Below are 23,344 nucleotides of genomic sequence, written 5' to 3'. Positions count from 1 at the left end.
TGCCCGCCGGAAGCGATAGGTTATACGATAAGTCGCTGAAATTCGTGCTTCCTTCACCAACTGTTTTTAAGCCCATTTTGCTTAATAACCCCAGGGTAGAATACCGGTAATTTACCAGGTAAGCTCCTTTATAGTTCTTGCTGAATGGCCCTTCGCTGGCAAGATTAATTCCTAATACACCGGCTTCGAGGGTATGCTCCCGCTTTTCATTATTGCCTTTTCTAAGGCGCAGGTCAAATACACCCCCTACCGCATTCCCATACTCGGCAGCAAAAGCGCCTGTTACAAAATCAGAATTGGCCAATACCTGCGCACTGAGGATAGAAATACCGCCACCGCTGCTTCCCATTAATGCAAAATGGTTGGGATTTGGAATTTCGATTCCTTCCATTCTCCATAACAGGGCATTGGGTGCATTACCCCTTACGATAATATGGTTTCCGCCGTCATTGGGGCTTATTACGCCTGCAAAACTGGTGGCCATACGAAGCGGATCATTTACCGCCGCCGCATATCGCTGGGTTTCCTCTACAGAAAAAGCCCTTGCACTAACCAGGCTTAATTCATTCAATGGTTTAGAACGGATAGATTTGGCTTTTACCACTACTTCCTGCTGTAACTGTACATCCAGTTCCATACCAAGATTAAATACCAGTTCCTTACCGGCATTTAATACGATATTTTCCAATAGTATTGGTTTGAAACCTGCGTGGGTAATCTTTAACTGGTGCATGCCAATTGGAACCTGTGTAAACTTAAAACTGCCGTCAGTAGCAGTGGTAGTGCTCCGCTGTTGCCCGATTATTTCAACAGTTGCACCCGCAATTGGTTTTTGTAACAACTGATCGGTTAATTGACCTTTGATCGTTTGTTTTACCTGTGCCTGCACCACCAGGCACCAGGAGGAAATAAAAAGGATAAGGCAGATGATCTTGGAAAACATAGAATCTTTTCTTATCCGACAACCGGCAATTCTTTTACCCCTATGCGTAGCAAAAAAAAATCAGAATAGATGAATGCCGGCATTCCAGCCAAACCAACCCGTACGATCTCCTCCCAGCGAAAAACTACTATAATCCTTTCCGGGAATCGGGTATGCATATCCGTTAAAACGGGTGTCCTGATCGGATTGGTATACATTGAATGCAGGCCCTGCAAACAGGGAAAAATATCGTCCAATTTTCCAATGCAGATTGACCGTTGCCCTGCTTAGCAGATTGGTATATTCCCAGCTACCCAGAAAAACATATTGGGCAGAAGCTTCAATATTCAATGAAAATGAGCGGCTGATCTTTCTTTCCGTACCAATTCCATAGCCGAAACTTATAACTCTTCGGCCGGTATCGGGATGAGCCCCTCCGAGCAATATACTGTACAACTTATGATTGCCTGTTTTAAAAGCGGCATTAAAAGGAGTGAGCTCGGTTGAGTAAAAAGCCAGTTTATGATAGCCCTTTAGTACCACGTTTATCAAACCTATACTATACCCATCTGAGCTGTCTGCAATATTAATCAGACCAATTTGAACTCCTTTTAACCGTTTCGCATAGTTAAATACCCCGCTGATCTGAACGCCACTCATTGTACGACCGCTGATATTTCCCACGCCGCCGATCTGAACGCCTTCTACTGCCTGGTTGGTATAGTTGACGACACCGCCGATCTGTGCACCGGTAAAGGATCCGCGTACAAAATTTACCACACCTCCAACCTGTACCCCCTTAACTGAATCGAGAACCATATTATGTACACCCCCTATCTGGAGGCCCTTCATATTACCCCCTACAATGTTCAGTACACCAGCTACCTGAACATATTTTACTTCCTCTTTGTTGAGGTTAAAAACGCCTCCGATTTCTGCGCCGTTAATACCTCTTGAGTATCCGCCCAATATGTTAAAGGAAAAATTATTTACCACCTGGGCATTCATTTTTCCATTGCTTGACAAGCCGGGCGTAAATGATACCTGCACCGGCCTTACGGTAAAAAATTTGCTCAGGTTAATACTCTGCATTTTCAGTCGCGAGGACAAAAAGAACTTACCCAGTGCAGTTCTTTGTACCGTAAGAGAATCCATCCTTCTATACAGGTAAAGTAAGGTGGTACTGTCGGGTTGTGGTATGGCCATGTAAAGGGAGTCGGGAGCCGGAAGCCGCGAAGGGCCAACAACAACAGTGGCGCCCTGTAATTCTACCGGCGCCAAGGTAATGCGGATTTCCTGGTTATAGCCCGTTCGTACCAGAACGGTGGTATCTCTGTAAAATTCTTTGCTGATGGTAAGGGATGCTTTGGGATATCTTGATTTTAACCGGATCCTGAAATATCCCTGTCTATTGGTTAATGCCGCAACCAGCCGGTCTTTTTCATATACACTGGCGTCCGGTACAAGTTCTCCGGTTTGATTATCCCGTACATAACCGCTTACATAGTAATGATTATCGTTGGTGGCGGATTCTTTTAATACAAGACTTAATTGCAACGGTATCCTTCGTATAATTATATACTGACCGCTTTCCTTGAATTCAAATCCCTGCGGAAAAAGCAATTCCAGTATGCTTCGAACGGTTCGGCTGCCTGGCGTAATTGTTACGAGGCTGTCTTTCCTTATTATGTTTGAATTGTAACTGAAATAAAAATTGCCTTTATTACTCACAATCTCCAGCACATCCGGAACGGACTGGTTATTCACTGAAATCTGTATGACCTTGTTCAGCAGATCCTGTGCTTTTACTTCACCGCAGAAAACTAACAAACAGAGTAGTGTACTTACAAGGCTTATGCAAGTATTTCCCGATGATTTACTGAACATAAATAATAGCGTCTTTCCGGGTGATGGTAATATCCAGGGTTTGAGCAATAATGGACAGGATTTCTTCCAGCGGTTGTTCCTCAAATACCGTGGTAATAGGCAGCGTGCGGATAGCCGGATTGCTAATTATTATTTGCGCATCGTAAGCTTCGTTCAGCACATCAACCAATTTCCACAGAGGTGTATTATCACAGCTAAAGGTTCGTGTACGATAATACTGGTACAGTTTGTCGGGTTGTTGATCTTTTGTCCAGGTGCCCCCGTTTTTCCGGATCGTTGCTTTTTCGCCGGCAGTTAATTGAATCGACTGTTTTTCATCACTTACCTCAACCCGGCCGGTTTCGACGATTACAATGGTGGTAGAATCTGTTTCCCGTATATTAAAGGAAGTACCTAATACCCTAACCGTTAACTTGTTTACCCGTACCTCAAAAGGCCTGGAGGCATCGGGTTGTATGGCAAAAAAAGCTTCTCCCTTCAATTCAACCGTTCTTTTATTACCGGAAAAACTGGATGGATACCGTAAAGCAGCTCCTTTGTTTAAGGTTATAACGGATCCATCGGAGAGGGGTTGCTGCCTGGTTTCCTGTAGACTGGCTATCTCCAATAGTTCTGTAGCAGTTGTTTGGCGGTAAATCATCCAGGCAAGGATTCCGGTAAATACCACCACCAATACTGCCGCCACTCTTCTCCATTCTGCCCCAATCCTCCTTATTTCCACTTTCCCTTCTCTTTCCTCTTCCCTTTTCACCGATCGTAGATTTTCCTCTTGCTTTCTGCCTATTTTTTCTCTCATCCTTTGCCAGGCTGCATCCACATCAACTGTTGATTTGGCTGCCAGCTCGCGGCTGCTGTCCCAGATTGCTTTGAACCCGGTAAAATAGCGTTCATTCTCGGCGGATGCCGATATCCAGTCAGTGGCCTTGCTTATTTCAGCAGGGGTGGCTTCTCCCAGCAGGTATTTGACCAGCAGCTCATCAATAACAGGTTGAGGTGATTCGGGTCGCATATCAGAGGTTAAGCAGGATTAGTAATAATAGGGGTAAGAAGTCTTTCAGTTTTTCTCTCAGAATACGGAGTGCTTTCCCCATCTGGTTTTCTATTGTTTTGATAGAAAGCCCCAGGCGGTCTGCAATCTCCTGGTATTTCAACTCTTCGTACCGGCTCATCTGGAATATGGTTCTGCACTGTTCCGGTAGCTCATTCAGGGCTTTATTCAGATGTTGCTGCAATTCACTGAGTTGGATTTTTTGAGCGGCAGATCCGGTTCCTGTATCTGCGGTTGTTTTCGCATAAACCTGGTAAGCTGTTTTTACTTTCTGGTGCTTCAGGTAATTGAGGCATTCGTGGTAAACAGACCTGTACAGGTACGCTGTTGCGGAGGAATGAATAGAAAGCTGTTCCTTTTTTTCCCATATCCGGAAAAAAACCTGTTGCACCATTTCTTCCGCTACCATATCGTCTTTTACCAACGTGCAGGCATAGGAATGCAGCTCTTTGAAATGGGTTTTAAATACTTCCTCAAAGTGCAGCATTCCGTAATCGGTGCGTACTATTGGCTGACGGGCGTCTATCGCGGTCATTTTTTTAGGTTCATGCTGGTATGGTATGGAATAACTCAACACACAGGGTCATTTATTATCCGACAACTATAGTTGCAAATACCCCTATGGCTGGTTCAACTTTTTTTTGAACGCAAAACTAAGCAGGTTTTAAACGGCTGGGGGTTAAGCAGTCCTAAAAAGGGATAAGCGGTTCTACCGGGCTTTTAAATAGAGTGATTTCATGTATGCAAGGCCTTTTTCGCGGGCAAAACGGACATTTCTCTCGGGGATTTCTTCCGGGTCTCCGGGATAAAACTCCAGGGCTTTCTCCACGCTTTCTTCGCGCAGAATGTGTAACATGGGGTAGGGGGATCGATTGGTGAAATTAGCTGGGTCATCGATGGGGCACCCGTCAAACTGATAATTGGGATGAAAACTAGCTACCTGGAAAATACCTTCAAAATCCTGTTCTTCGATCAATTTCTCCGCTTTTTCTACCAGGTCAAGGTAGAGCAGAAAGTCGTCCCAGCCCTCCGGCAGCAACAGAAACGCTGTTTCTATACGGCTATCTTCCTCCATTTTTTCCATCAGTGTAAAAAATTGCAGCAGTATATCTGCGGCAGCGGAGGAGGCCGCCAGCTCAAAATATACGCTGTTGCGTTCCATTTCCCTGGCAGCAAAGGGGCAAAAATTACAGTCAATTACAACGTTTTGGATCCATTGCCTGGTTTGCTGAATGATTTGATGAGCTTCCTGCATCCTGCAAATTAAACCCTTATTTTCGCAGCATAAAATTTGAACGAATGGCTACTACCACTATAACGGTGAATAATAATGGATCTTTACGTATTGAAGGTGATTTTGAGATTCGCGATAAGGACGGGAACCTGTATGATTTAGGTGGTAGAACCCTGGTCAGCATTTGCCGTTGCGGCTTGTCTCAAAATAAACCTTTTTGTGATGGTTCCCATAAGGGTCATTTTGAACACGAGGCAGTTGCCTTTGCTTTACCGCCCAAAAAAACACCTTAATGGGCAGCGGGTTGCGAAACCCTTATATAATCTATTTCCATAGACTGTGGAAAAATCGAGTCGTCGATCCCTTTATCCCCGTTTGTCAGGCCACCCACTGCAACATTCAGGATCAGGTAAAAAGGTTGATCGAAGGGCCATACCTCCATTTCATCTTTTTCCTTTTTGAAACGGTAGACGATGTTTCCGTCAATTTTGAAATAGATATGGTCGTCCAGCCATTCCAGGGCATAAACGTGAAAATCCTGCCAGTTCATGGGTAGGAAATGCCCTTTTCTTTTTTGGTTGCCCAATTCCTGGTTATAGGCATCCATATGCAGCCCGGTGAAAATGGAATCCGGTTGGGTGCCGATAAATTCCATCAGGTCAATTTCCCCGCTTGCCGGCCAGTCGCCATAGGCATCATCTGCCGGTAACATCCATATGGCTGCCCCAATTCCTCTACCCTTGGGAAGTCTTGCCCTTATTTCTATTCTCCCGAACCGCCAGCTGGCCAATCCCCTGGTGACAAGCCTGGACGAATAATAGTTTCCCTCGGCACTTTTATAGGCTGTAATAAAAAGTGAACCGTTCCGGACACTGGCGGTTTTACTATCTGCGCGTGTATATTCCTGTTTTTCTTTATTACCCCATCCGTTTGCCCCGATTTCATAGGCCCATTTTTTTGGATCGGGCATGCCGGGCTGGGTGAACTCATCTGACCAAACCAGTTTCCATTGTTGTGCGGTAACCCCGGCAGATAAGAATAGTCCGATTAATAAGCTTACTAGGTAGTTCATGTTTAGGTAAAACGCTTGCCGGGCCCTGTTTTGTATGCACCGGGCCTATTCGGCAGGCAAAAAAAATCCCGCTTCCGAGGAAGCGGGAGGATGTATTCGATTATTTAACAGCTCAGGCAGCTGTTACAGCTTTATTAACCAGGTCGGCAGCTTCGCTAAGCAGGATGGCACTTTGCACCTTTAATCCGCTTTCGTCGATCAGTTTTTTCGCTTCTTCTGCATTGGTACCCTGCAGGCGAACAATAATCGGAACATCGATATTGCCCATGCTTTGGTACGCATCAATTACCCCCTGGGCAACACGGTCGCAACGTACAATTCCGCCAAAAATATTGATAAGGATAGCTTTTACTTTGGGGTCTTTCAGGATAATCCGGAAACCTGCCTCAACTGTTTGCGCGTTGGCTGTACCGCCTACGTCCAGGAAGTTAGCGGGTTCTCCACCACTCAGTTTGATCATGTCCATCGTAGCCATTGCAAGGCCGGCACCATTTACCATACAGCCCACATTTCCATCGAGTTTCACAAAGTTCAGGTTGAACTTCCCGGCTTCTACTTCCGTAGGATCTTCTTCAGAGATATCGCGCAGGTTAGCCAGTTCGGCATGGCGGGTCAACGCATTGTCATCAATGTTCATTTTGCAGTCAACTGCAATGATTTTTTCGTCAGATGTTTTGAAAAGCGGGTTGATTTCAAGCATGGCGCAATCCAGTCCTACATAGGCATTGTACAGATTGGTTACGAATTTTACGCAGTTTTTAAAGGCTTCACCGCTCAGGCCAAGGTTAAAGGCAATTTTTCTTGCCTGGAAGCCTTGCAGCGGCCCACCGGGGTGTACCCATTCTTTGAAAATTTTGTCCGGGGTATTATGCGCTACTTCTTCAATATCCATTCCACCTTCGGTACTGTACATGATTACATTCTGACCTTTTGCACGATCCAGCAAAATTGACAGGTAAAACTCTTTTACCGGGTTAGGTCCTTCATAATATACATCCTGGGCTACCAGTACTTTATTTACGACTTTACCGGCTTCGCCCGTTTGAATGGTAACCAGGGTGCCGCCAAGAATATTTTGTGCAATTTCTTTGATTGCTTCCGCATTTTTGCCGACTGCTACACCGCGTTGTTCGGTGCCGCGGATTTTACCTTTTCCGCGTCCGCCCGCATGAATCTGGGCTTTTACTACAGCAAACTTGCTGCCGTATTGGGTATGAATGGTACGGTAGGCTTCCTCGGCTTCAGTTGGCGTACTACAGGCAATGCCTTCCTGTACCGGCACCTGGTACTTTTTCAATAATTCCTTTGCTTGGTATTCGTGCAAGTTCATAGTGCAAAATTTGGGGCGAAGATAATAGAAACTAGGCTATAATTTTGCCGTATGTCTGATTTTGAGCAGCTTATAGAAAATAACCTGGCCGCATTAAGAGCCGGAAAAGCGATCGCGGTATGTGTTGAGAACTGGAAGGGTATATTGGCTAATGCAGCCTGGGACGCTGTTTTAGAGCCATCCGCCCAAACTGAATTGGAAAACTTGCTTGCCACTACGCACCCGGTTTTGTTCTTTGCCAATGAACGACAGCTGGTACAGGCCATAAGCGCCTATGACCTGGAAGCAACGGACGACCTGGAAAAAGGAAAATGGCTTCGGATGGATGGTGTGTTGGGGATCGCTGACCAATGGCTCGACCACCGGCAATCGGCACAGGTAGCGCTGGCCCTGGACCCCCTGCTCTTTGGACTTATTCGACGGCTGCGGGCTCCCCTGGTTGGCTTCAGGATTGGTACTTGAATGGCTATTGCTTTAGAAAACTGTAGAGAAATATCAACAGCAGCCCTGTTTATTTTGCACGATATTTGTTTTGGCATTGAGTTTTTGCCCAACAAGTAGAACTAATGACAATTTTAGAGCTGAACTTTGAAAAAGGATGGAGAGGAGGAGAACGACAAACATTTTATAATATGACAGGTCTGCGGGATGCAGGTAATGAAGTGCATCTTCTCTGTCGCAAAAACAACCCCTTATATACTAAATCAATTGAAGCCGGATTTGTAACATTTGGTTTTGACTCCGTATGGGAAATATGCTGGTTTCTTATTGGGAAGGGGCATAATTACGCGATTTTACATGCCCAGACATCCCAAATTCTTACCTATGCAGTACTGACGAAATTATTTCATCGAAGCCCGGTTGTGTATTCTCGCCGGGTTGATTTCGTTCCCAAAGGTTTTTTTACCCGCCTGAAATACCTGCTGGCAGATAAAATTCTTGCCATTAGCAAGGCCATTCAACAGATCGTTACCGAGTTTTCCGGTCGAAAAGATGTTGAACTGGTTTCTTCCATTGTAACAGCGCAAGCCCTGGATAAAAGCCGGGCTATAGAGCTTTTAGAGAAAAAAAATATACAACCAGGTACGCATATTCTGGGTACAATGGCGGCCCTGGTACAGCATAAAGATCCGCTTACGATGGTAGAGGCAATTTCGGAATTAAGAAAAATCAGGAATGATTTTGTTTTTCTTCATTTTGGAAAAGGCGACCTGGAACCTGTTGTGCAGGAACGTATTATACAGTTGGGGCTGCAAGACTGTTACCTGTTGATGGGCTTTTATAAAAATGTGGAAGATTTTTTTTCGATTTTCGAGGTCTATGTTATGAGCTCAGAGCAGGAAGGTCTGGGAAGCAGTGTGTTGGATGCTTTTCTCTACAAAGTGCCGGTCGTAACCACCAGGGCAGGCGGACTGGCAGAGCTGGGAGCGGGGGAGCGCGCTATGCTCTGCGATATACAGGATGCTGCTGCCATTGGAAAAGCGATACATACCGTATTGGCAGACCCGGTTCATAAAGAAAAAATGACTACCCTTGCACTAGCTTATGTGCAGCAACAACACAGCATGGAGTATATTATTCATCGGTACCTGAATGTTTTCAATAAGATCAACCGTACAGCTGTAGTTGCGCATGAATAAAAATACCGCATGAAATTATTGATTGCCGGACAATACGAGCCCGATTACAACCGGTCAAAAATTATTTTTGATGGTCTGAAACGGTTCCCCGAGGTAGAAGTAGTGTATTACAATTATACCAGTTCACGAAACTTTAGTAGAAAAAAATTCAAGGAACTGGCCGCCGCCGCCGATGTGATTTTTATTCCTTCATTTGGTCACAGAGATGTGGTGAAGCTTCGGTATCTGACCAAAAAACCAATTGTTTTTGATCCGCTTATCTCGCGTTACCTGTCAAAAGTATTCGATTATAAAACGATAAGCCCGTATTCTGTCAGGGCCCTTAAAAATTATTTAAAAGACAAACTCTCTATGTCTATGGCCGACAGGGTGGTTTGTGATACCCAGGCACATCTCGAGTATTATAAAACAGTCATTGGGATCCGTGAAGAAAAATTAAGCGTATTACCGGTAGGTGTAAATACAGCGGAGTACTTTCCCCTAACATTGCCGAAAACTGAACCCTTTTTTGAAGTAGGCTTTTACGGATCTTTTATTCCGCTGCAGGGATGTTTTGCTATACTCGAAGCCGCCCGGCTTTTGCAGGCAGAAACGGCCATCCGGTTTCATTTAATCGGTGATGGATTTGAATTTGAAAAAGTAAAAGCCAAAGCCTTACAGCAGTATAAATTAACCAATATTCATTTTCCCGGTTGGGTACAGGCTTCGGCCTTAAATACCGCCATGAATCGGTTTGATTGCTGCCTGGGAATATTTGGCGAATCCAAAAAGGCAGACATCGTTATTCCCAATAAAGTATATCATTATGCAGCGTTAAAAAAACCGATAATTTCCAGGAGAACCAGGGGTATACAGGAGGTTTTTACGGATGGGCAGGATATACTACTGGTAGATGGTTCACCAGCTTCCATTGCTGCCGCTGTGAAACAGTTGAAAAATGACGAAGCTCTCAGGAATAAATTAGCCCGGAATGCTTTTGAGCTGATAAACAGGAATTACAATCAGGAGGTCATTGCCGGTAAACTGGTAGCCATCTGCCAGGAAGTACTGAATGGGTAATTTAACCTAATTTGCAGGCCGATGGAAATCAACTGTACGGCCAAGGAATTATTTGTTTTTAAGAAAATTGCCCATGCTGCGGCATCGCTCAACAGGGAGACCTATATTATCGGCGGTTTTGTGCGCGATAAACTATTAGATCGCCCGACAAAAGATGCCGATATAGTTTGTGTGGGTGACGGTATTGAACTGGCCCATGCGGTATCGAAGCAGTTTTACCCAACACCAACCGTTGCATTTTACAAAAACTTTGGTACTGCCGCTCTGAAAGTGGATGATTTTGATATAGAATTTGTAGGAGCCCGGAAAGAAAGTTACCGTTACCATAGCCGAAACCCGGAAGTTGCCCCGGGAACGCTCCAGGAAGATCAGTGGCGGCGTGATTTTACCATCAATGCCCTTGCTGTCAGCCTTAATGAATCAAGTTACGGGCAATTGATAGATCCATTCGATGGTAAAACAGACCTTGCCAACAAAATCATCCGCACTCCGCTGGAACCAGGACAAACCTTCAGCGATGATCCGCTCCGGATGCTTCGGGCTATCCGGTTTGCTTCGCAATTAGGCTTCAGCATTGAAGAAACCACCTGGAAAGGTATCTGTTTGCATGTTGAACGGATCCGGATCATTTCGCAGGAGCGCATAACAGAAGAGTTCAATAAAATTCTAGTAAGCCCAAAACCATCGATCGGGCTCGATTTATTGTACAAAGCTGGTCTGTTACATATAATTTTCCCGCAATTGGTTGACCTGGCAGGGGCCGAGTACATTGATGGGAAAGGACATAAAGATAACTTTTACCATACCCTGCAGGTAGTTGACAACATAGCCCAGCATACCGCAGATTTATGGTTGCGATGGGCTGCATTGCTGCACGATATAGGAAAACCTGCGACGAAAAAATTTGAAGCCGGTCATGGCTGGACCTTTCACGGACATGAAGTAGTTGGTGGCAGAATGATTCCCCGGATCTTTGCCAAATTAAAACTGCCGCAGCATGAAAAAATGCGCTATGTAAGGAAGTTGGTAGAATTGCATTTGCGCCCCATCAGTCTTACTAAAGAAAACATTACCGACAGCGCTATCCGTCGCCTGCTATTTGATGCCGGGGAGGAAATAGACGACCTGATGCTGCTTTGTGCCGCTGATATTACCTCCAAGAATAAATTTAAAGTAAAGCGCTATTTAAGCAACTTCAATTTGGTGAAAGAACGGTTGCAGCAGGTGGAGGAGAATGACCGTATCAGGAATTGGCAACCTCCTATTACCGGGGAATTAATTATGTCGGTTTTTAAACTTCCGCCCGGACGAGTAGTGGGGGATATTAAAAACGCCATCCGGGAAGCTATCCTGGACGGACTGATTCCCAATACCTATGAAGCGGCTTATTCCCTGATGCTGGAGAAAGCAAAAGAGCTGAATCTGCAGCCGGTAGACTAAGCGGCGCGGCATTTCAATAAAAAGGTGCTATTTTACGCCCGAAATCAACAGCAGAAACCGTTATGGCAATATTGAAGTTCAGGGTCTATTTCGAAGAAGACGACAGTGTTTACCGGGATATCGCAATCCGTCACAAACAACATTTTGCTGACCTGCAACAGGCTATTCTGAAAGCTTTCGAGTTCGATTCCAAACATGCTTCTACTTTTTTCAGAAGCAATGACAGCTGGCAGCGTGGCAGAGAAATCAGCCTGGAAAAATACGATAAAACCTACGTGGTTGAACCCCTTTTAATGGCTGAAACAACCATCGGGTCGGAGATTTTTGATCCGAACCAGAAATTCATTTTTCTGTATGATTTTGTCCGCAACTGGACCTTCCTGATAGAGCTGATCAACGTATCAAAAGAAGAAAATCCCAAAATCATATACCCTGCCACGGTGCGGGTGGAAGGTATTGCCCCTTCACAGTATGGCACCAAAGGACTGGTAGGAGATAAACTTGCGGAAATGGAAGAGAAATACGATCTCCAGTCGGGAGCAGAAGGGTATGGAACCGAAGGGGACGATGATGAAACCTCGGAGGAAGAGTTTGGAGCGGAAGACGAAAGCAGTGAAGAAGAAATTTAGTATAGTTGTTGCCGGGCCAACAGCTGTGGGAAAAACGGCTGCTGCCATTCATCTGGCCAAATGGTTACAAACCTCCATTATTTCGGCAGATTCTCGCCAATGTTATAAGGAACTTTCCATTGGTGTTGCCAGGCCCTCCGAAGCCGAACTGCAGGCAGTTCCACATCATTTTATTGCTTCTCATTCTATACTCGAAGAATTGAATGCAGCGGGATTTGCTGCCTATGCATTAGCTGAAATGGAACAGCTCTTTCAGTTGCATGATGAAGTAGTAGTGGTGGGAGGAACCGGTTTATATATCAAAGCGCTTACAGAAGGATTAGATGCTATTCCACCTACAGATCCGGAAATCAGAGCCTCTATCATCCGTGAGTATGAAGCAAAGGGGCTGGGCTGGTTACAGCAGGCCGTTCAGGAACAGGACCCCGCGTATTATGCATCAGGAGAAATTCAGAACCCGCAGCGCTTAATGCGTGCACTGGAAGTGGTGCGGTCTACAGGAAAAAGTATACGCAATTTTCAAACAGGCACTGTTCAGCAGCGGCCATTTCATACCCTCTTTATTGGCCTGGAATTACCCCGGCAAGAACTGATAAACAGAATAAACCAACGGGTGGACCAGATGATGCAGGATGGCTTGCTAAAGGAAGTAGAAGCCGTTGCGGAACTGCTACGCTCAACCGGCCGGCCCTTGTCCTCCATTTCTGCTTTACAGACAGTAGGATACAGTGAAATTTTTGCTTTTCTCGATGGGCAGAGCAGCTTAGACGATGCTGTGGAACGGATCAAAATACATACCCGTCAATATGCGAAACGCCAGATGACCTGGTTCAAAAAACTGCCTGCCATCAACTGGTTTCATCCGCAGGATCTGGAAGGTATGCAGGCCTGTATTCAAGCACAGATTTTACAATAAAATAATGTTGCGATAGATGGCACTTGGCTAATTTCCGTCCATGGTAAAACCAACCCTGCAAGCAGCAGCATTCGGTAAGGACTTTCATTGGGGGGTAGCAATTTCAGCGGCGCAAAATGAAGGCGCTGTATCGGAAGGCGGACGGTCTGCATCTATCTGGGATGTTTATTCAAGGCGAAAGGGCGTTATTAAAAAAGCTGCGAAGCCCATGCCGGCCTGTGATTTTTATCATCGTTACCGAGATGACCTGCTGTTGGTAAAAGCCCTTGGATTTACCGCATTCCGCTTTAGCATTTCATGGTCGCGCATTTTGCCAGATGGTTCGGGAAAAGCCAACCCTGCTGGAATTGTTTTTTACCAGCAACTCATTGAAGAATGCCATGCTTTGGGGCTTACTCCCTTTGTGACACTTTATCACTGGGATTTACCACAGGTTTTACAGGCGGAAGGAGGATGGGAGAGCCCATTAATCAATCGTTGGTTTCGGCATTTCGCAAAGGTTTGTGCTAAAAACTTCGGTACAGTAAAACACTGGATCGTGTTAAACGAACCGGCAGGCTTTACAACCCTGGGGCATTTATTGGGTATTCATGCGCCCGGGCGCCGGTCAATGGATGGGTTTCTGAAAGCAGTGCATCATGCGGCTATTGCGCAGGCTGATGGTGCAAGGGTACTACGGCAATATATACCGGATGCAAAAATCGGGACCAGTTTTTCCTGCTCGGAAATAATTCCCTATTCCGATGCTCCATTGGATATTGCTGCAGCCCGGAGGATAGATCTTTTTGTAAACCGGCTTTTTGTTGAACCCCTGCTGGGAAAAGGATTTCCGGAAGACGATAAAGGCATTGTGCAAAAAATGAACCGCCTTAATAAAAGCTGGAAATATGCCAGTCAGATGCAATTTGATATGGACTTCATCGGCTTACAGAATTATTTTCCCCTGGTAGTAAAACATGCTTCCCTTATCCCGGTAATACAGGCTGCAGAAGTAAAGCCGGCACAGCGTAAAGTTCCGGTAACGGCTATGGGGTGGGAAATTAATGCCGACAGCTTTCAACATATTATCAGGAGATTCTGGAAATATGGAGCCATCAAAGAAATTATGATAACGGAAAATGGAGCGGCTTTTAAAGACTCCTTGCAACAGGGACGAGTAAATGACCAGGACCGAATCAATTATTACCATCAGTACCTGGATGCCCTGTTCAGTGCTAAACGAGAGGGGGTTAAACTGGGAGGTTATTTCGCCTGGACCCTAATGGATAATTTTGAATGGGCGGAAGGATATGAAGCACGGTTCGGATTAGTGCATGTTGATCTGAAGACACAACTCCGAACCGTGAAAGAGTCTGGTTTCTGGTGGCGGGATTTTCTTAAAACTTAAATCCAACAGTAGCCACTACATTTCCTCCGCCACCGCGTATATCTGCAAAAGTGTTGGCTTTATCGGATAAGCGATAGGGGAAATTATTATCTGTGGTAATGCGGTGTACATAGGCCAGGTCTATAAAATAACCCTTGTTCCGGTACCCCAGGCCACCGCTTACGAACATGCGTTTTCCATCCAACTCCTTGTCGCGGTACGGATTTCCATAATAAGCAAACCCGGCTCTGGCCATGAGGGTATTAAATTTCAGTTCTCCGCCTAGTTTTAGATTAAATGTTCCTTTATAAATATCACGGATCACGTTGTTTACGGAACTGAAATAATTGTTATTGCTGGGGGCATCCAATTCCGCATCACGGAATCGGCTGGAGCTATGTGTTATATATTCAAGGTCTGCCGAAAGAAACCCTCTCTGCTTTTTTGTATCGGCTACTTCACCAAAAATATAGGAACCACTAACCATAAATTTCCAGGGAGAGGTTAAGTCGTACCGGTATTCTGGCGTAAACCCTTCATTCAGGTCTCTGATGTTTACAGTAGTTGCCGCATTGTAATTTTCGAGGTCGGCATAAAGTTCTGCATCATAGGATTCCCGAAGGCCGTAAATGGTGGGTGTATGAATGGCTGCGCCGAGGCGAATAGATTCCACCGGGCGAACGATCAAACCCATTTTCAGGTTAAGCCCCATGCCCCGGCTGGAAAACCGCTCCCGTAGTTGGGCTTCCTTGAAATAGTTGTTGGCATTATCGGTAGCGTCTGACTCTGTAAGAATGCTGTTTTTTTCATAATTCACGATCGGTACGCCAAGGCTCACTCCCCAGAAGAGCTTGTCTTTGCTGGACCCTGCAAAACTTATTGCCACTTCGGTTATACCACCTTTGGTTTCGATATAGTTTTCCTGGTTGAGCAGGAATGCTGTATCACGTTCAAACGCATATCGAAGGGGAGAAGCTACTACCTCGGTGCCAAAACCGGGCGTGGTAAGCGTATCAACGAGGTAGGTGAATAATGCCATACGGGCAGGAAAAGAAATCTCCGAGGAATTCAGGGCATTCTGAAGACTTAGACCGGAATTCGCAATTTCGGATGCATAGGCCTCTGAAAAAGAACTAAAATCGTTTTGTCCGCGATAACCGATTTTTTGGGTAAAATCTGCCGATCGGTTTACAGCAATACTGAACGCCGAACTGCTGTTATTTCGGCTTCTTGGGTTGGAAGGTATGCCCAGCACAATACCGCTTGTTCCAAAAAATACATTGGAATTGTTCTGGCTGGATTTGGTTCCCCTGAAACTGCCATTGTTGGTTATAAAATTGAAACCGGGGGTAAACACCAGTTCGCTGGTTTTATACATGCCGATACCGGCGGGGTTTATAAAGTTAGCACTGATATCACCACCCAGTGAACCCATTACACCACCAATGGCCTGATTACGCGCTGTTCCGCTGGGTGTTGTCCAGGACATTCGGAGGGCGTCTTCGGGTATCTGTGAAAATCCAACCAGGGAAGATAAACTAAAGGTAAATAGAAGAACTTTTTTTCGCATGTGCCACATCTTTTGATACAGTATGGATATAAAAAAGGAGGAAACGTTCCTGGTTTTGGTTTGTTTCCTCCGATAAATAGTTTAAAAAAATCAATTACCTGTTCTGGTAGGACGACTTACGCCCCCACCACCACCTGAACTTCCTCTGCTTCCACCTGAGTTAGAAGAAGGACTGTAAGAACGGGTAGGCGTAGAGCGTTCAATAGAGCCTGAATTGGACGAGCGGTTATTGTTATACATACTCCGCTGATTGTCGTTATTATAGGACCTGTTACCGCTGTAATTATTCCGGTTATTATAGTTGCTGTTATAACTATTGATCCGGTAATTATTGCGGTTATTATTGGTATTCAGGTAGCTGCCCATCGTAAATCCGGATCTTGGGCGGCTTGGCCTTGGCATGGTATAGTATCCAGGTTTAGGTATATATCCGCCACCTGCCCAATGGCCACCACCCCATCCGCCATAACCCCAGCCCGAACCCCAACCAGGCGACCAGCCAAAGCCGAATCCGCCTCCATAAAATCCATTCCCAATACCCCAATAAGGATTGTAAAAGCTGTTCCACATATACATCGAGTTCCAGGGACTATTGAAGGGGCTGTTCCAGACCATCATGCTGTTAAAGGCCCAGTTGTTCCTGTAATACGGATTCATCATCGCAAAATCATCAAAAAACAAGGGGCGACGCCCTGTAGCGATTGCCATCCGCATATACTGGTCATCCGCATATCCCGGATCACTGTACCGATCATTGTATCGCCTACGACTATTGGTTTCCAGGTATTCCGAACGGTTGTCATCATCACCAGACGCATAAGCTGCCCCTGTTCTTCCCGGGGAAAAATATACATCATCCGGTGTTTGACCAGATTTATATACGGAGCAACTGCTTAGGGTAACTACAGCAGCGCCAACCAGTAGTGAGGAAAAATTGAGGTTCATGGCTCAGCGATTAATGAGTTAAAAAATTACTTTTGCGTTCGCTCTACTAAAATACGAATAAGACAGTCAATATTGACCATTCGTTGCAAGTTAAATGTTAAAACCCAATCACTTAGAATGAGTAAAGAAATTACCAGCCGGGAAGCAGACTACAGCCAATGGTACAATGACCTGGTTTTAAAAGGCGGATTGGCCGATTATTCAGCAGTCAGAGGATGTATGGTGATAAAACCATATGGGTTCGGCCTGTGGGAGAATATGCGCGATCAGCTGGATAGGATGTTTAAGGAAACGGGCCATGTTAATGCCTATTTCCCGCTTTTTATACCGAAGAGTTTCCTTTCTAAGGAGGCCGCACACGTAGAGGGCTTTGCCAAGGAATGTGCTGTTGTAACGCATTATCGCCTCAAAAATGACCCCGGTGGTGCCGGGGTAGTGGTAGACCCGGATGCCAGGCTGGAAGAGGAGCTGATCGTTCGCCCTACTTCAGAAACCATTATCTGGAATACGTATAAGGACTGGATACAGAGTTACCGTGATTTACCCTTGCTTATTAACCAGTGGGCTAACGTAGTTCGGTGGGAAATGAGAACCCGCTTATTCCTGCGCACGGCGGAGTTTTTATGGCAGGAAGGACATACCGCCCATGCAACCCGGGAAGAAGCCATTGAAGAAACTGAAAAAATGCTGGGGGTATATGCCAGTTTTGTGGAAGAGTATATGGCGCTGCCGGTGATTAAGGGCGTAAAATCAGCCTCAGAGCGTTTTGCCGGGGCTGAAGATACTTACTGTATTGAGGCACTGATGCAGGATGGAAAAGCGCTTCAGGCAGGAACTTCGCATTTTCTGGGCCAGAACTTTGCCAAAGCTTTTGATGTTAAATTCCTGACCAAAGAGAATAAACTCGAATATGTTTGGGCAACCAGTTGGGGCGTTAGCACCCGTCTTATAGGGGCCCTGGTAATGGCGCATAGTGATGACCAGGGACTTATCCTGCCTCCCAAAATAGCTCCTCTACAGGTGGTTATTGTACCCATTTATAAGGGCGATGAGCAAAAAAACCGTATTGGCGAAAAAGTGGACGAAATTATGCGTCAATTGAAAGCCCTGGGTATTTCTGTCAAATACGACGACAGTGACAATACAAGACCAGGGTGGAAATTTGCCGAATATGAAATGAAAGGAGTGCCGGTAAGAATTGCACTGGGCGCCCGTGATCTGGAGAACAATGTTGCGGAAGTTGCCCGCAGAGATACTAAAGAAAAGCAAAGTTTGCCCCTTGATAACCTGGCAGAACAGGTGAAAAAACTGCTGGATGATATTCAGCAGCAGATGTTCAACAAAGCAAAGGCCTACCGCGATAGCCATATTACCGAGGTTGATGATTGGGAACGTTTTGTACAACTCCTGGATGAAAAAGGTGGATTTCTTTCCGCCCATTGGGACGGTACAGCTGAAACAGAAGAGGCTATCAAGGAAAAAACCAAAGCTACGATCCGTTGTATTCCCCTGGATAATAAGCTGGAAGCAGGAGCCTGTATCCTTACCGGTAAACCAAGCACCCAGCGGGTATTATTTGCCAGGGCGTACTAAAAAATCACTGTCTTGTACAATAAAATTTTTACATGCAGAAGCCACCAGCTTCTGCATGTTTTTTTTATATTTCTATTTTATTACTATGGAATCTGTACAAACAAAAGATTCAATTCAGGTAGAAGCAGGTAACTGGCTCCTCTTACAAGACGCGGCAAAATGGGCAAAATGGTTGGCTATTGCCGGTTTTCTGTTTTTGGGAGGGCTCGTATATCTGGGTGCCCGTTCTCTGTACACCTTGGCTATTGCACCAACGAAAGACCCGGTGCTACGGGAGCTGGCAGCAACTACCAGTGTGGTTTCATTGCTCTCCATCCTGTTTTTGTATTTCCCGTTCCGTTGGTTATACCGATTTGGTACAACTATGAAAAAAGCGGGGCGAGAAACGGCAGTAACCAGCCTGACCATTTCACTGATGTCCTTAAGGGCTTTTTTCAGATACCTGGCAATTTGGCTATTCCTCCTGATCCTTTTATACGTAATTTTTGTAGCCGTTGCCGGATTTGCTTCTCTTTTAAACTGGGGAGCACATTAACCCATCACTTAATTAACCTAAAACAATAAAAATGGAAACACCCCAAACCAATCTTTTTGACTTACAAGTTGATGGAATATCGAGTAGCTACCTGGCAGAAACTGCTAAATGGGCAAAGTTTTTATCGATTATCGGATTTATTGTGTGCGGAATACTGGTGCTTGCAGGGATTTTTATGGGATCTATACTTTCTGATTTAAGTAGTATGGGCGGAAACCCCGGTGTATTTGCAGGTGGCGGCAGCATTTTTATATCTATACTTTACGTTGCCATGTCGGCTCTTTATTTTTTTCCCTGCCTGTATCTGTATCGATTTGCAGTGGCTATGAAAACTGCCCTTCAGGCAAATGATGCCCTGCAATTACAAACATCCTTTAAAAACCTTAAATCATCTTTCCGGTTTGTGGGTATATTAACAATTATTCTGTTGTCCTTGTATGTGTTAATTTTTGTTGGCGCAGGAATTTTTGCGGCATTTTCCTTTTAATACTTAGCGCCTGGAGAGGAAATTATAATCCTTTAACAATATTTCTAAAAATTCAGCGGCATCCAGATCGGTTTCGATTTTGAGTGCCGTTTGAATTTTTACGGCAACCTGGTTCAGAACGGGGGTATTGGGTTTTTTGCGGGCATATAGCAATACCTGTTTAATGGTATTCATATCCCGGTCGCTTAATCCCATCACAGCTGGAAATGCCGGCTGGTAAGCTTCTTCTACTTCCATAAAAACGGTTTGCTGCCAGGTAGATTCCGTATTGGTATCAATAACAATGGTGCCGGCCAGTAAATCACCCACACGCTGCGAATCAGGGGTTGCAATAAAACAAATAAGCCCGATGAATAAAAACGGGAAAAAATACCAGGGCCAGTAAGAATAGACCAATGCAAAAAATAACCAGGTAGGAAAATCAATAGAACGGAACATCCACCGAATCAGGTACTGACTGATGGTAGGTTGTCCGCCTGAAGCCGTAATAACCCTGATCCGCATAATTCGCTTACCCGGCGACTGGCCATTGGTAAGGATTTCACAAAGCAGGAAATACCCCAGGACGGGAAGCCATAAAATGAAATCCAGCAACCCATAGGTATAATAAACACTGTCCTGGTTAATGGCCCGCAGAATTTTGGAGCAAATCCACAGGTATACAAAAAGAACGATCAGGTCAATTATCCAGGCAAGCAGCCTTTTGTGAAAAGCACTCAGGGTAAAATCTACTTCAATATTGAAGCCGGTATGAAGTTTAGTTACTGGCATGGTATCGGGCTGAAAAGATAATACCCCTTTCTAATTTCCGGAAATAAAATTTTGACCTTATATTGTTGCCCTATGCGGGAAGGTAAGTTTCTACAGAACAATATCGGCAAATGGAAGGCAATACAGGAAGATCGTGCGGCCAGCCCGGATGAACTGGCTAACCAATTTACCGAATTGGTCAATGATCTTGGCTATTCCAAAACCTTTTATCCGCAAAGCCAGGTTACCAACTATCTGAATGGGTTGGCCAGTTCAAAATACCTGGCTATTTACCAGAATAAAAAAGAAGATCGGTCGAGGGTACGGCAATTTTGGGTGGAAGAATTACCCCTTGTCATATACCGGCACCACAGGTCTCTTCTGTATTCCTTTATCGTATTTTTTTTATTTGCACTGATAGCGGCTTTCTCAACCGCCCAGGACCAGGAATTTGTACGAGGTGTGTTGGGCGATGGGTATGTGGAGATGACAGAAGAAAATATTGCCAAAGGAGACCCTTTTGGTGTTTATAAACAGGACAACCAGCTAATGATGTTCCTGCAGATTGCACTCAATAATATACAGGTAGCATTTAATATGTTTGTTTCCGGCTTCTTTGCCGGTTTTGGTACTATTTATATGTTATTTAAAAACGGTGTGATGCTCGGATCTTTCCAATACTTCTTTTTTGCCAAGGGCCTTGGATGGGAATCGGTACTGGTAATCTGGATTCACGGAGCATTGGAAATTTCAGCCATCGTAATTGCAGGTGCAGCCGGGTTGGCAATTGGCCGAAGTATGCTTTTTCCGGGAACCTATACCAGGTTACAATCTCTGCGTGCAGGCGCAAAGGACGGTGTGAAAATAATGATCGGCCTGGTACCAGTATTTATCACAGCCGCGTTTTTTGAAGGTTTTATTACCCGTTATACCAGTATGCCTGTGTGGCTGAGCAGTAGTATATTGCTGGCTTCCTTTGCATTTATAGGCTGGTATTTCATTTATTATCCCATTCAATTAACCAAGAAAATTCAATTGAAAAACCAGGCTAAATAATTATCCGCTGAACAATTGTTTTATATACCGGTTCCTACTCCTTGGCTGTTTGTTCTGTACTTCGTTGATTGCGAAAACAGAACAACTGCCCGGCATGGATAGTACCAAGCTCGATTCCATCAAAAACCTGGAAGTGTTTGCTTATGCCAATGACCCAGCGTACTGGAAAAAAAATGTGGAAAATAACCAACAGCCCGAGCAGGAAAATTGGTTCGACGCGCTGATTGAAAGCTGGGGCTTTAAGCTGGTTGTTTATATAGTTGTGGCTGCCCTGCTGATTTTTGCTGCCTTCCGTTTATTGAATGAACAGAATATGCTGCTGTTTTCGAGAAAGACTGTAAAAAGACGAAAACTGACGAATGCCGAAGAACAGCAACATGAACCCGGTATAGAAGAGTTGTTGAAAAAAGCAGAATATGAACAGGATTTCCGGGAAGCTGTTCGGCTGCAGTACTTATCTGTTTTATTTTTACTCCGCGATAAATCTCTGGTTGAATACCATCCTGAATGGACAAATGCCACGTATTTACGTTTGCTTCGTACACATCCATGTTTTCCTGCTTTTCGAAACCTGACCAGAATTTATGATTTTGTCTACTATGGAGGATTTGAAACAGATGAAGTTAAATACCGGCAGATACAACAGGAATTTTCACTCTTCAGAAAAAAGCTATGAGCGTAAAAAAGATAGATATAGCTGTTTTTCTGTTTTTATTCAGCCTGCTGACAGGCTGTTTTCCTGACCGTGATAAAAAAATAAATCCCCGTATCAGTCTCTGGCAGAAAGACAAAATTCCTTACGGAACCTGGTATGCCCATGCCAGCCTGGCTGACTATTTTCCCAGTTCTGGAGAAATTAATGAACAGAAAATATCTCCTGAACGACTGGCTGATTTTCAGCGTTATTATTGGAATATCAATACTTATAATGAAGATGATACCCTGGTTACAACTGAGCCGGTTGTGGAAGAGGAAGAAGTGGTAGAACCGGGCTCAGCACCCCCCACCGATGATGCAGTGGGACAAGCCATGTCAGAGGCAGCTTCTGATATAGCGGTGCCGGATATTGATTCAGCAGTTAACGTGGTACGAGACTCCATTTTAGCGGTAACAGACTCCCTTGCTGTTGAACCGAGCTACGATACCAGTATGTATGAAGAGGAGGAGGAAGCGGAAAGTGAACCTGCATTGGAGCGGGAACTGTATATGATCGTTTCGCCCCAATTTTATCCGACAGAAAAAGAACAGGAACTCTTATTGCGATATGTAAGTAATGGAAACCATTTGTTTATAGCGGCTTTTGATTTTGGAAAAAGCTTTTTGGATACCCTAAAACTGCAGTTGGATTACCAGGGTCTGATTTTTAACCAAAAAGACACCCTCCTGTATTTAATTCGTTCATCCACCAACGAACTGGTTAAGCCTTATGGATATCCGGGTTTTGGTATGGATCAGTTTTTTGTTTTCCAGGAAGCATTGGATTGGGAAATATTAGGGCAAACGCGCCAGGAAAAGCCCAATTTTATCCGGATTCGTAAAGATTCAGGAAGTATAACACTTATCAGCAATCCCTTATTGCTGTCTAATTTTTTCCTGCTCCATAAAAATAATCACGAGGCTTTTGAAGCCATGATGGCCGGATTGCCCGCCCATTATTCCAGGATTTGGTGGGACGAATACTACCGGCACGCAGATCCTGACAGAAGCAGTTTTTCAAGTCTTGGGGTATTCATGAAATATCCCTCCCTGCGTTGGGCGCTGTACACATCACTTTTAATGCTGACGCTTTTACTGCTCAGTGAATTAAAGCGGAGAAGGAAAATTATTCCCCTGCAGCCGGCGGTCGAAAACAGTTCGCTGGATTT

General features: G+C 44.8%; 24 protein-coding genes. 14 read left to right on the top strand and 10 right to left on the bottom strand.

Annotated elements, in window-relative coordinates; genetic code table 11:
• From A1D16_RS09130 to A1D16_RS09110, 5 genes are all read right to left on the bottom strand, one after another.
• A partial coding sequence (locus A1D16_RS09130; RefSeq protein WP_290709058.1) for a carboxypeptidase-like regulatory domain-containing protein occupies positions 1 to 943 on the bottom strand: 943 nt, incomplete at its 3' end.
• Positions 944 to 1,003: 60 nt separating this feature from the next.
• Positions 1,004 to 2,752, bottom strand: a complete 1,749-nt coding sequence (locus tag A1D16_RS09125; protein ID WP_290709057.1) for a carboxypeptidase-like regulatory domain-containing protein — start codon at positions 2,750 to 2,752, stop codon at positions 1,004 to 1,006.
• A gap of 46 nt (positions 2,753 to 2,798) precedes the next feature.
• Positions 2,799 to 3,818 (bottom strand): FecR domain-containing protein, encoded by a 1,020-nt coding sequence (locus A1D16_RS09120; protein WP_290709056.1) that lies wholly within the window; start codon positions 3,816 to 3,818, stop codon positions 2,799 to 2,801.
• A 1-nt stretch (position 3,819) separates the two neighbouring features.
• Entirely contained in the window at positions 3,820 to 4,392 is a 573-nt protein-coding gene (locus A1D16_RS09115; protein ID WP_290709055.1) for an RNA polymerase sigma-70 factor, read from the bottom strand.
• A 174-nt stretch (positions 4,393 to 4,566) separates the two neighbouring features.
• Positions 4,567 to 5,112, bottom strand: coding sequence for a DUF1415 domain-containing protein (locus A1D16_RS09110; protein ID WP_290709054.1), 546 nt, complete (start codon positions 5,110 to 5,112; stop codon positions 4,567 to 4,569).
• Positions 5,113 to 5,156: 44 nt separating this feature from the next.
• Between A1D16_RS09110 and A1D16_RS09105 the strand changes: the two genes are divergently transcribed.
• On the top strand, positions 5,157 to 5,384 hold the full coding sequence (locus tag A1D16_RS09105) for a CDGSH iron-sulfur domain-containing protein (RefSeq protein WP_290709053.1): 228 nt from the start codon (positions 5,157 to 5,159) through the stop codon (positions 5,382 to 5,384).
• Here the strand turns inward: A1D16_RS09105 and A1D16_RS09100 are convergent.
• On the bottom strand, positions 5,381 to 6,163 hold the full coding sequence (locus A1D16_RS09100) for a glycoside hydrolase family 16 protein (protein ID WP_290709052.1): 783 nt from the start codon (positions 6,161 to 6,163) through the stop codon (positions 5,381 to 5,383). The two genes, A1D16_RS09105 and A1D16_RS09100, sit on opposite strands and share 4 nt — an antisense overlap.
• A gap of 112 nt (positions 6,164 to 6,275) precedes the next feature.
• Positions 6,276 to 7,493 carry an ADP-forming succinate--CoA ligase subunit beta gene (gene sucC / locus A1D16_RS09095; protein WP_290709051.1) on the bottom strand — a complete coding sequence of 406 codons (1,218 nt, stop codon included), beginning with the start codon at positions 7,491 to 7,493 and terminating at the stop codon, positions 6,276 to 6,278.
• Positions 7,494 to 7,544: 51 nt separating this feature from the next.
• On the opposite strand from sucC, the gene A1D16_RS09090 reads away from it, so the two are divergent.
• The 7 genes from A1D16_RS09090 (at position 7,545) to A1D16_RS09060 (ending at position 14,564) form a co-directional block, all read left to right on the top strand.
• Positions 7,545 to 7,955 carry a hypothetical protein gene (locus A1D16_RS09090; RefSeq protein ID WP_290709050.1) on the top strand — a complete coding sequence of 137 codons (411 nt, stop codon included), beginning with the start codon at positions 7,545 to 7,547 and terminating at the stop codon, positions 7,953 to 7,955.
• Between the two features lie 104 nt (positions 7,956 to 8,059).
• Positions 8,060 to 9,133 (top strand): glycosyltransferase family 4 protein, encoded by a 1,074-nt coding sequence (locus tag A1D16_RS09085; RefSeq protein WP_290709049.1) that lies wholly within the window; start codon positions 8,060 to 8,062, stop codon positions 9,131 to 9,133.
• A gap of 9 nt (positions 9,134 to 9,142) precedes the next feature.
• Positions 9,143 to 10,192, top strand: coding sequence for a glycosyltransferase (locus A1D16_RS09080; protein WP_290709048.1), 1,050 nt, complete (start codon positions 9,143 to 9,145; stop codon positions 10,190 to 10,192).
• A 21-nt stretch (positions 10,193 to 10,213) separates the two neighbouring features.
• Positions 10,214 to 11,632, top strand: a complete 1,419-nt coding sequence (locus tag A1D16_RS09075; protein WP_290709047.1) for an HD domain-containing protein — start codon at positions 10,214 to 10,216, stop codon at positions 11,630 to 11,632.
• A gap of 62 nt (positions 11,633 to 11,694) precedes the next feature.
• Positions 11,695 to 12,261, top strand: coding sequence for a hypothetical protein (locus A1D16_RS09070; RefSeq protein WP_290709046.1), 567 nt, complete (start codon positions 11,695 to 11,697; stop codon positions 12,259 to 12,261).
• Complete coding sequence (gene miaA, locus A1D16_RS09065) at positions 12,245 to 13,177, top strand: tRNA (adenosine(37)-N6)-dimethylallyltransferase MiaA (RefSeq protein WP_290709045.1); 933 nt, start codon at positions 12,245 to 12,247, stop codon at positions 13,175 to 13,177. The genes A1D16_RS09070 and miaA overlap by 17 nt, the downstream gene beginning before the upstream one ends.
• A 40-nt stretch (positions 13,178 to 13,217) precedes the next feature.
• Positions 13,218 to 14,564, top strand: a complete 1,347-nt coding sequence (locus tag A1D16_RS09060) for a GH1 family beta-glucosidase (protein ID WP_290709044.1) — start codon at positions 13,218 to 13,220, stop codon at positions 14,562 to 14,564.
• Here A1D16_RS09060 and A1D16_RS09055 read toward each other — a convergent pair.
• Both A1D16_RS09055 and A1D16_RS09050 read right to left on the bottom strand, forming a co-directional pair.
• Entirely contained in the window at positions 14,554 to 16,113 is a 1,560-nt protein-coding gene (locus A1D16_RS09055; RefSeq protein WP_290709043.1) for a hypothetical protein, read from the bottom strand. The genes A1D16_RS09060 and A1D16_RS09055 overlap by 11 nt on opposite strands.
• Positions 16,114 to 16,203: 90 nt before the next feature.
• Complete coding sequence (locus A1D16_RS09050) at positions 16,204 to 17,058, bottom strand: hypothetical protein (RefSeq protein WP_290709042.1); 855 nt, start codon at positions 17,056 to 17,058, stop codon at positions 16,204 to 16,206.
• A 117-nt stretch (positions 17,059 to 17,175) separates the two neighbouring features.
• On the opposite strand from A1D16_RS09050, the gene proS reads away from it, so the two are divergent.
• The 3 genes from proS to A1D16_RS09035 all read left to right on the top strand — a co-directional run bounded on the left by proS (position 17,176) and on the right by A1D16_RS09035 (position 19,673).
• Positions 17,176 to 18,651 (top strand): proline--tRNA ligase, encoded by a 1,476-nt coding sequence (gene proS / locus A1D16_RS09045; RefSeq protein ID WP_290709041.1) that lies wholly within the window; start codon positions 17,176 to 17,178, stop codon positions 18,649 to 18,651.
• Between the two features lie 85 nt (positions 18,652 to 18,736).
• Entirely contained in the window at positions 18,737 to 19,186 is a 450-nt protein-coding gene (locus A1D16_RS09040; protein WP_290709040.1) for a hypothetical protein, read from the top strand.
• A gap of 31 nt (positions 19,187 to 19,217) precedes the next feature.
• Positions 19,218 to 19,673, top strand: a complete 456-nt coding sequence (locus tag A1D16_RS09035) for a DUF5362 family protein (RefSeq protein WP_290709039.1) — start codon at positions 19,218 to 19,220, stop codon at positions 19,671 to 19,673.
• A gap of 3 nt (positions 19,674 to 19,676) precedes the next feature.
• On the opposite strand, the gene A1D16_RS09030 is transcribed toward A1D16_RS09035, so the two are convergent.
• On the bottom strand, positions 19,677 to 20,444 hold the full coding sequence (locus A1D16_RS09030; RefSeq protein ID WP_290709038.1) for an RDD family protein: 768 nt from the start codon (positions 20,442 to 20,444) through the stop codon (positions 19,677 to 19,679).
• 72 nt (positions 20,445 to 20,516) lie between these two features.
• Here A1D16_RS09030 and A1D16_RS09025 point away from each other — a divergent pair, with 72 nt between their 5' ends.
• From A1D16_RS09025 to A1D16_RS09015, 3 genes are all read left to right on the top strand, one after another.
• A complete protein-coding gene (locus A1D16_RS09025; protein WP_290709037.1) occupies positions 20,517 to 21,479 on the top strand; it encodes a stage II sporulation protein M in 963 nt (320 codons plus the stop codon).
• A 94-nt stretch (positions 21,480 to 21,573) separates the two neighbouring features.
• Entirely contained in the window at positions 21,574 to 22,155 is a 582-nt protein-coding gene (locus A1D16_RS09020) for a DUF4129 domain-containing protein (protein ID WP_290709036.1), read from the top strand.
• Positions 22,152 to 23,344 (top strand): DUF4350 domain-containing protein (locus A1D16_RS09015; RefSeq protein ID WP_290709035.1); only part of this gene is annotated, 1,193 nt, incomplete at its 3' end. The genes A1D16_RS09020 and A1D16_RS09015, both read left to right, overlap by 4 nt.

Source organism: Flavihumibacter sp. CACIAM 22H1, assembly GCF_001601815.1.
GTDB lineage: Bacteria > Bacteroidota > Bacteroidia > Chitinophagales > Chitinophagaceae > Flavihumibacter.
The sequence above is the reverse complement of the archived record's forward strand: the minus strand, read 5'-3'. Positions and strand labels throughout refer to the sequence as shown.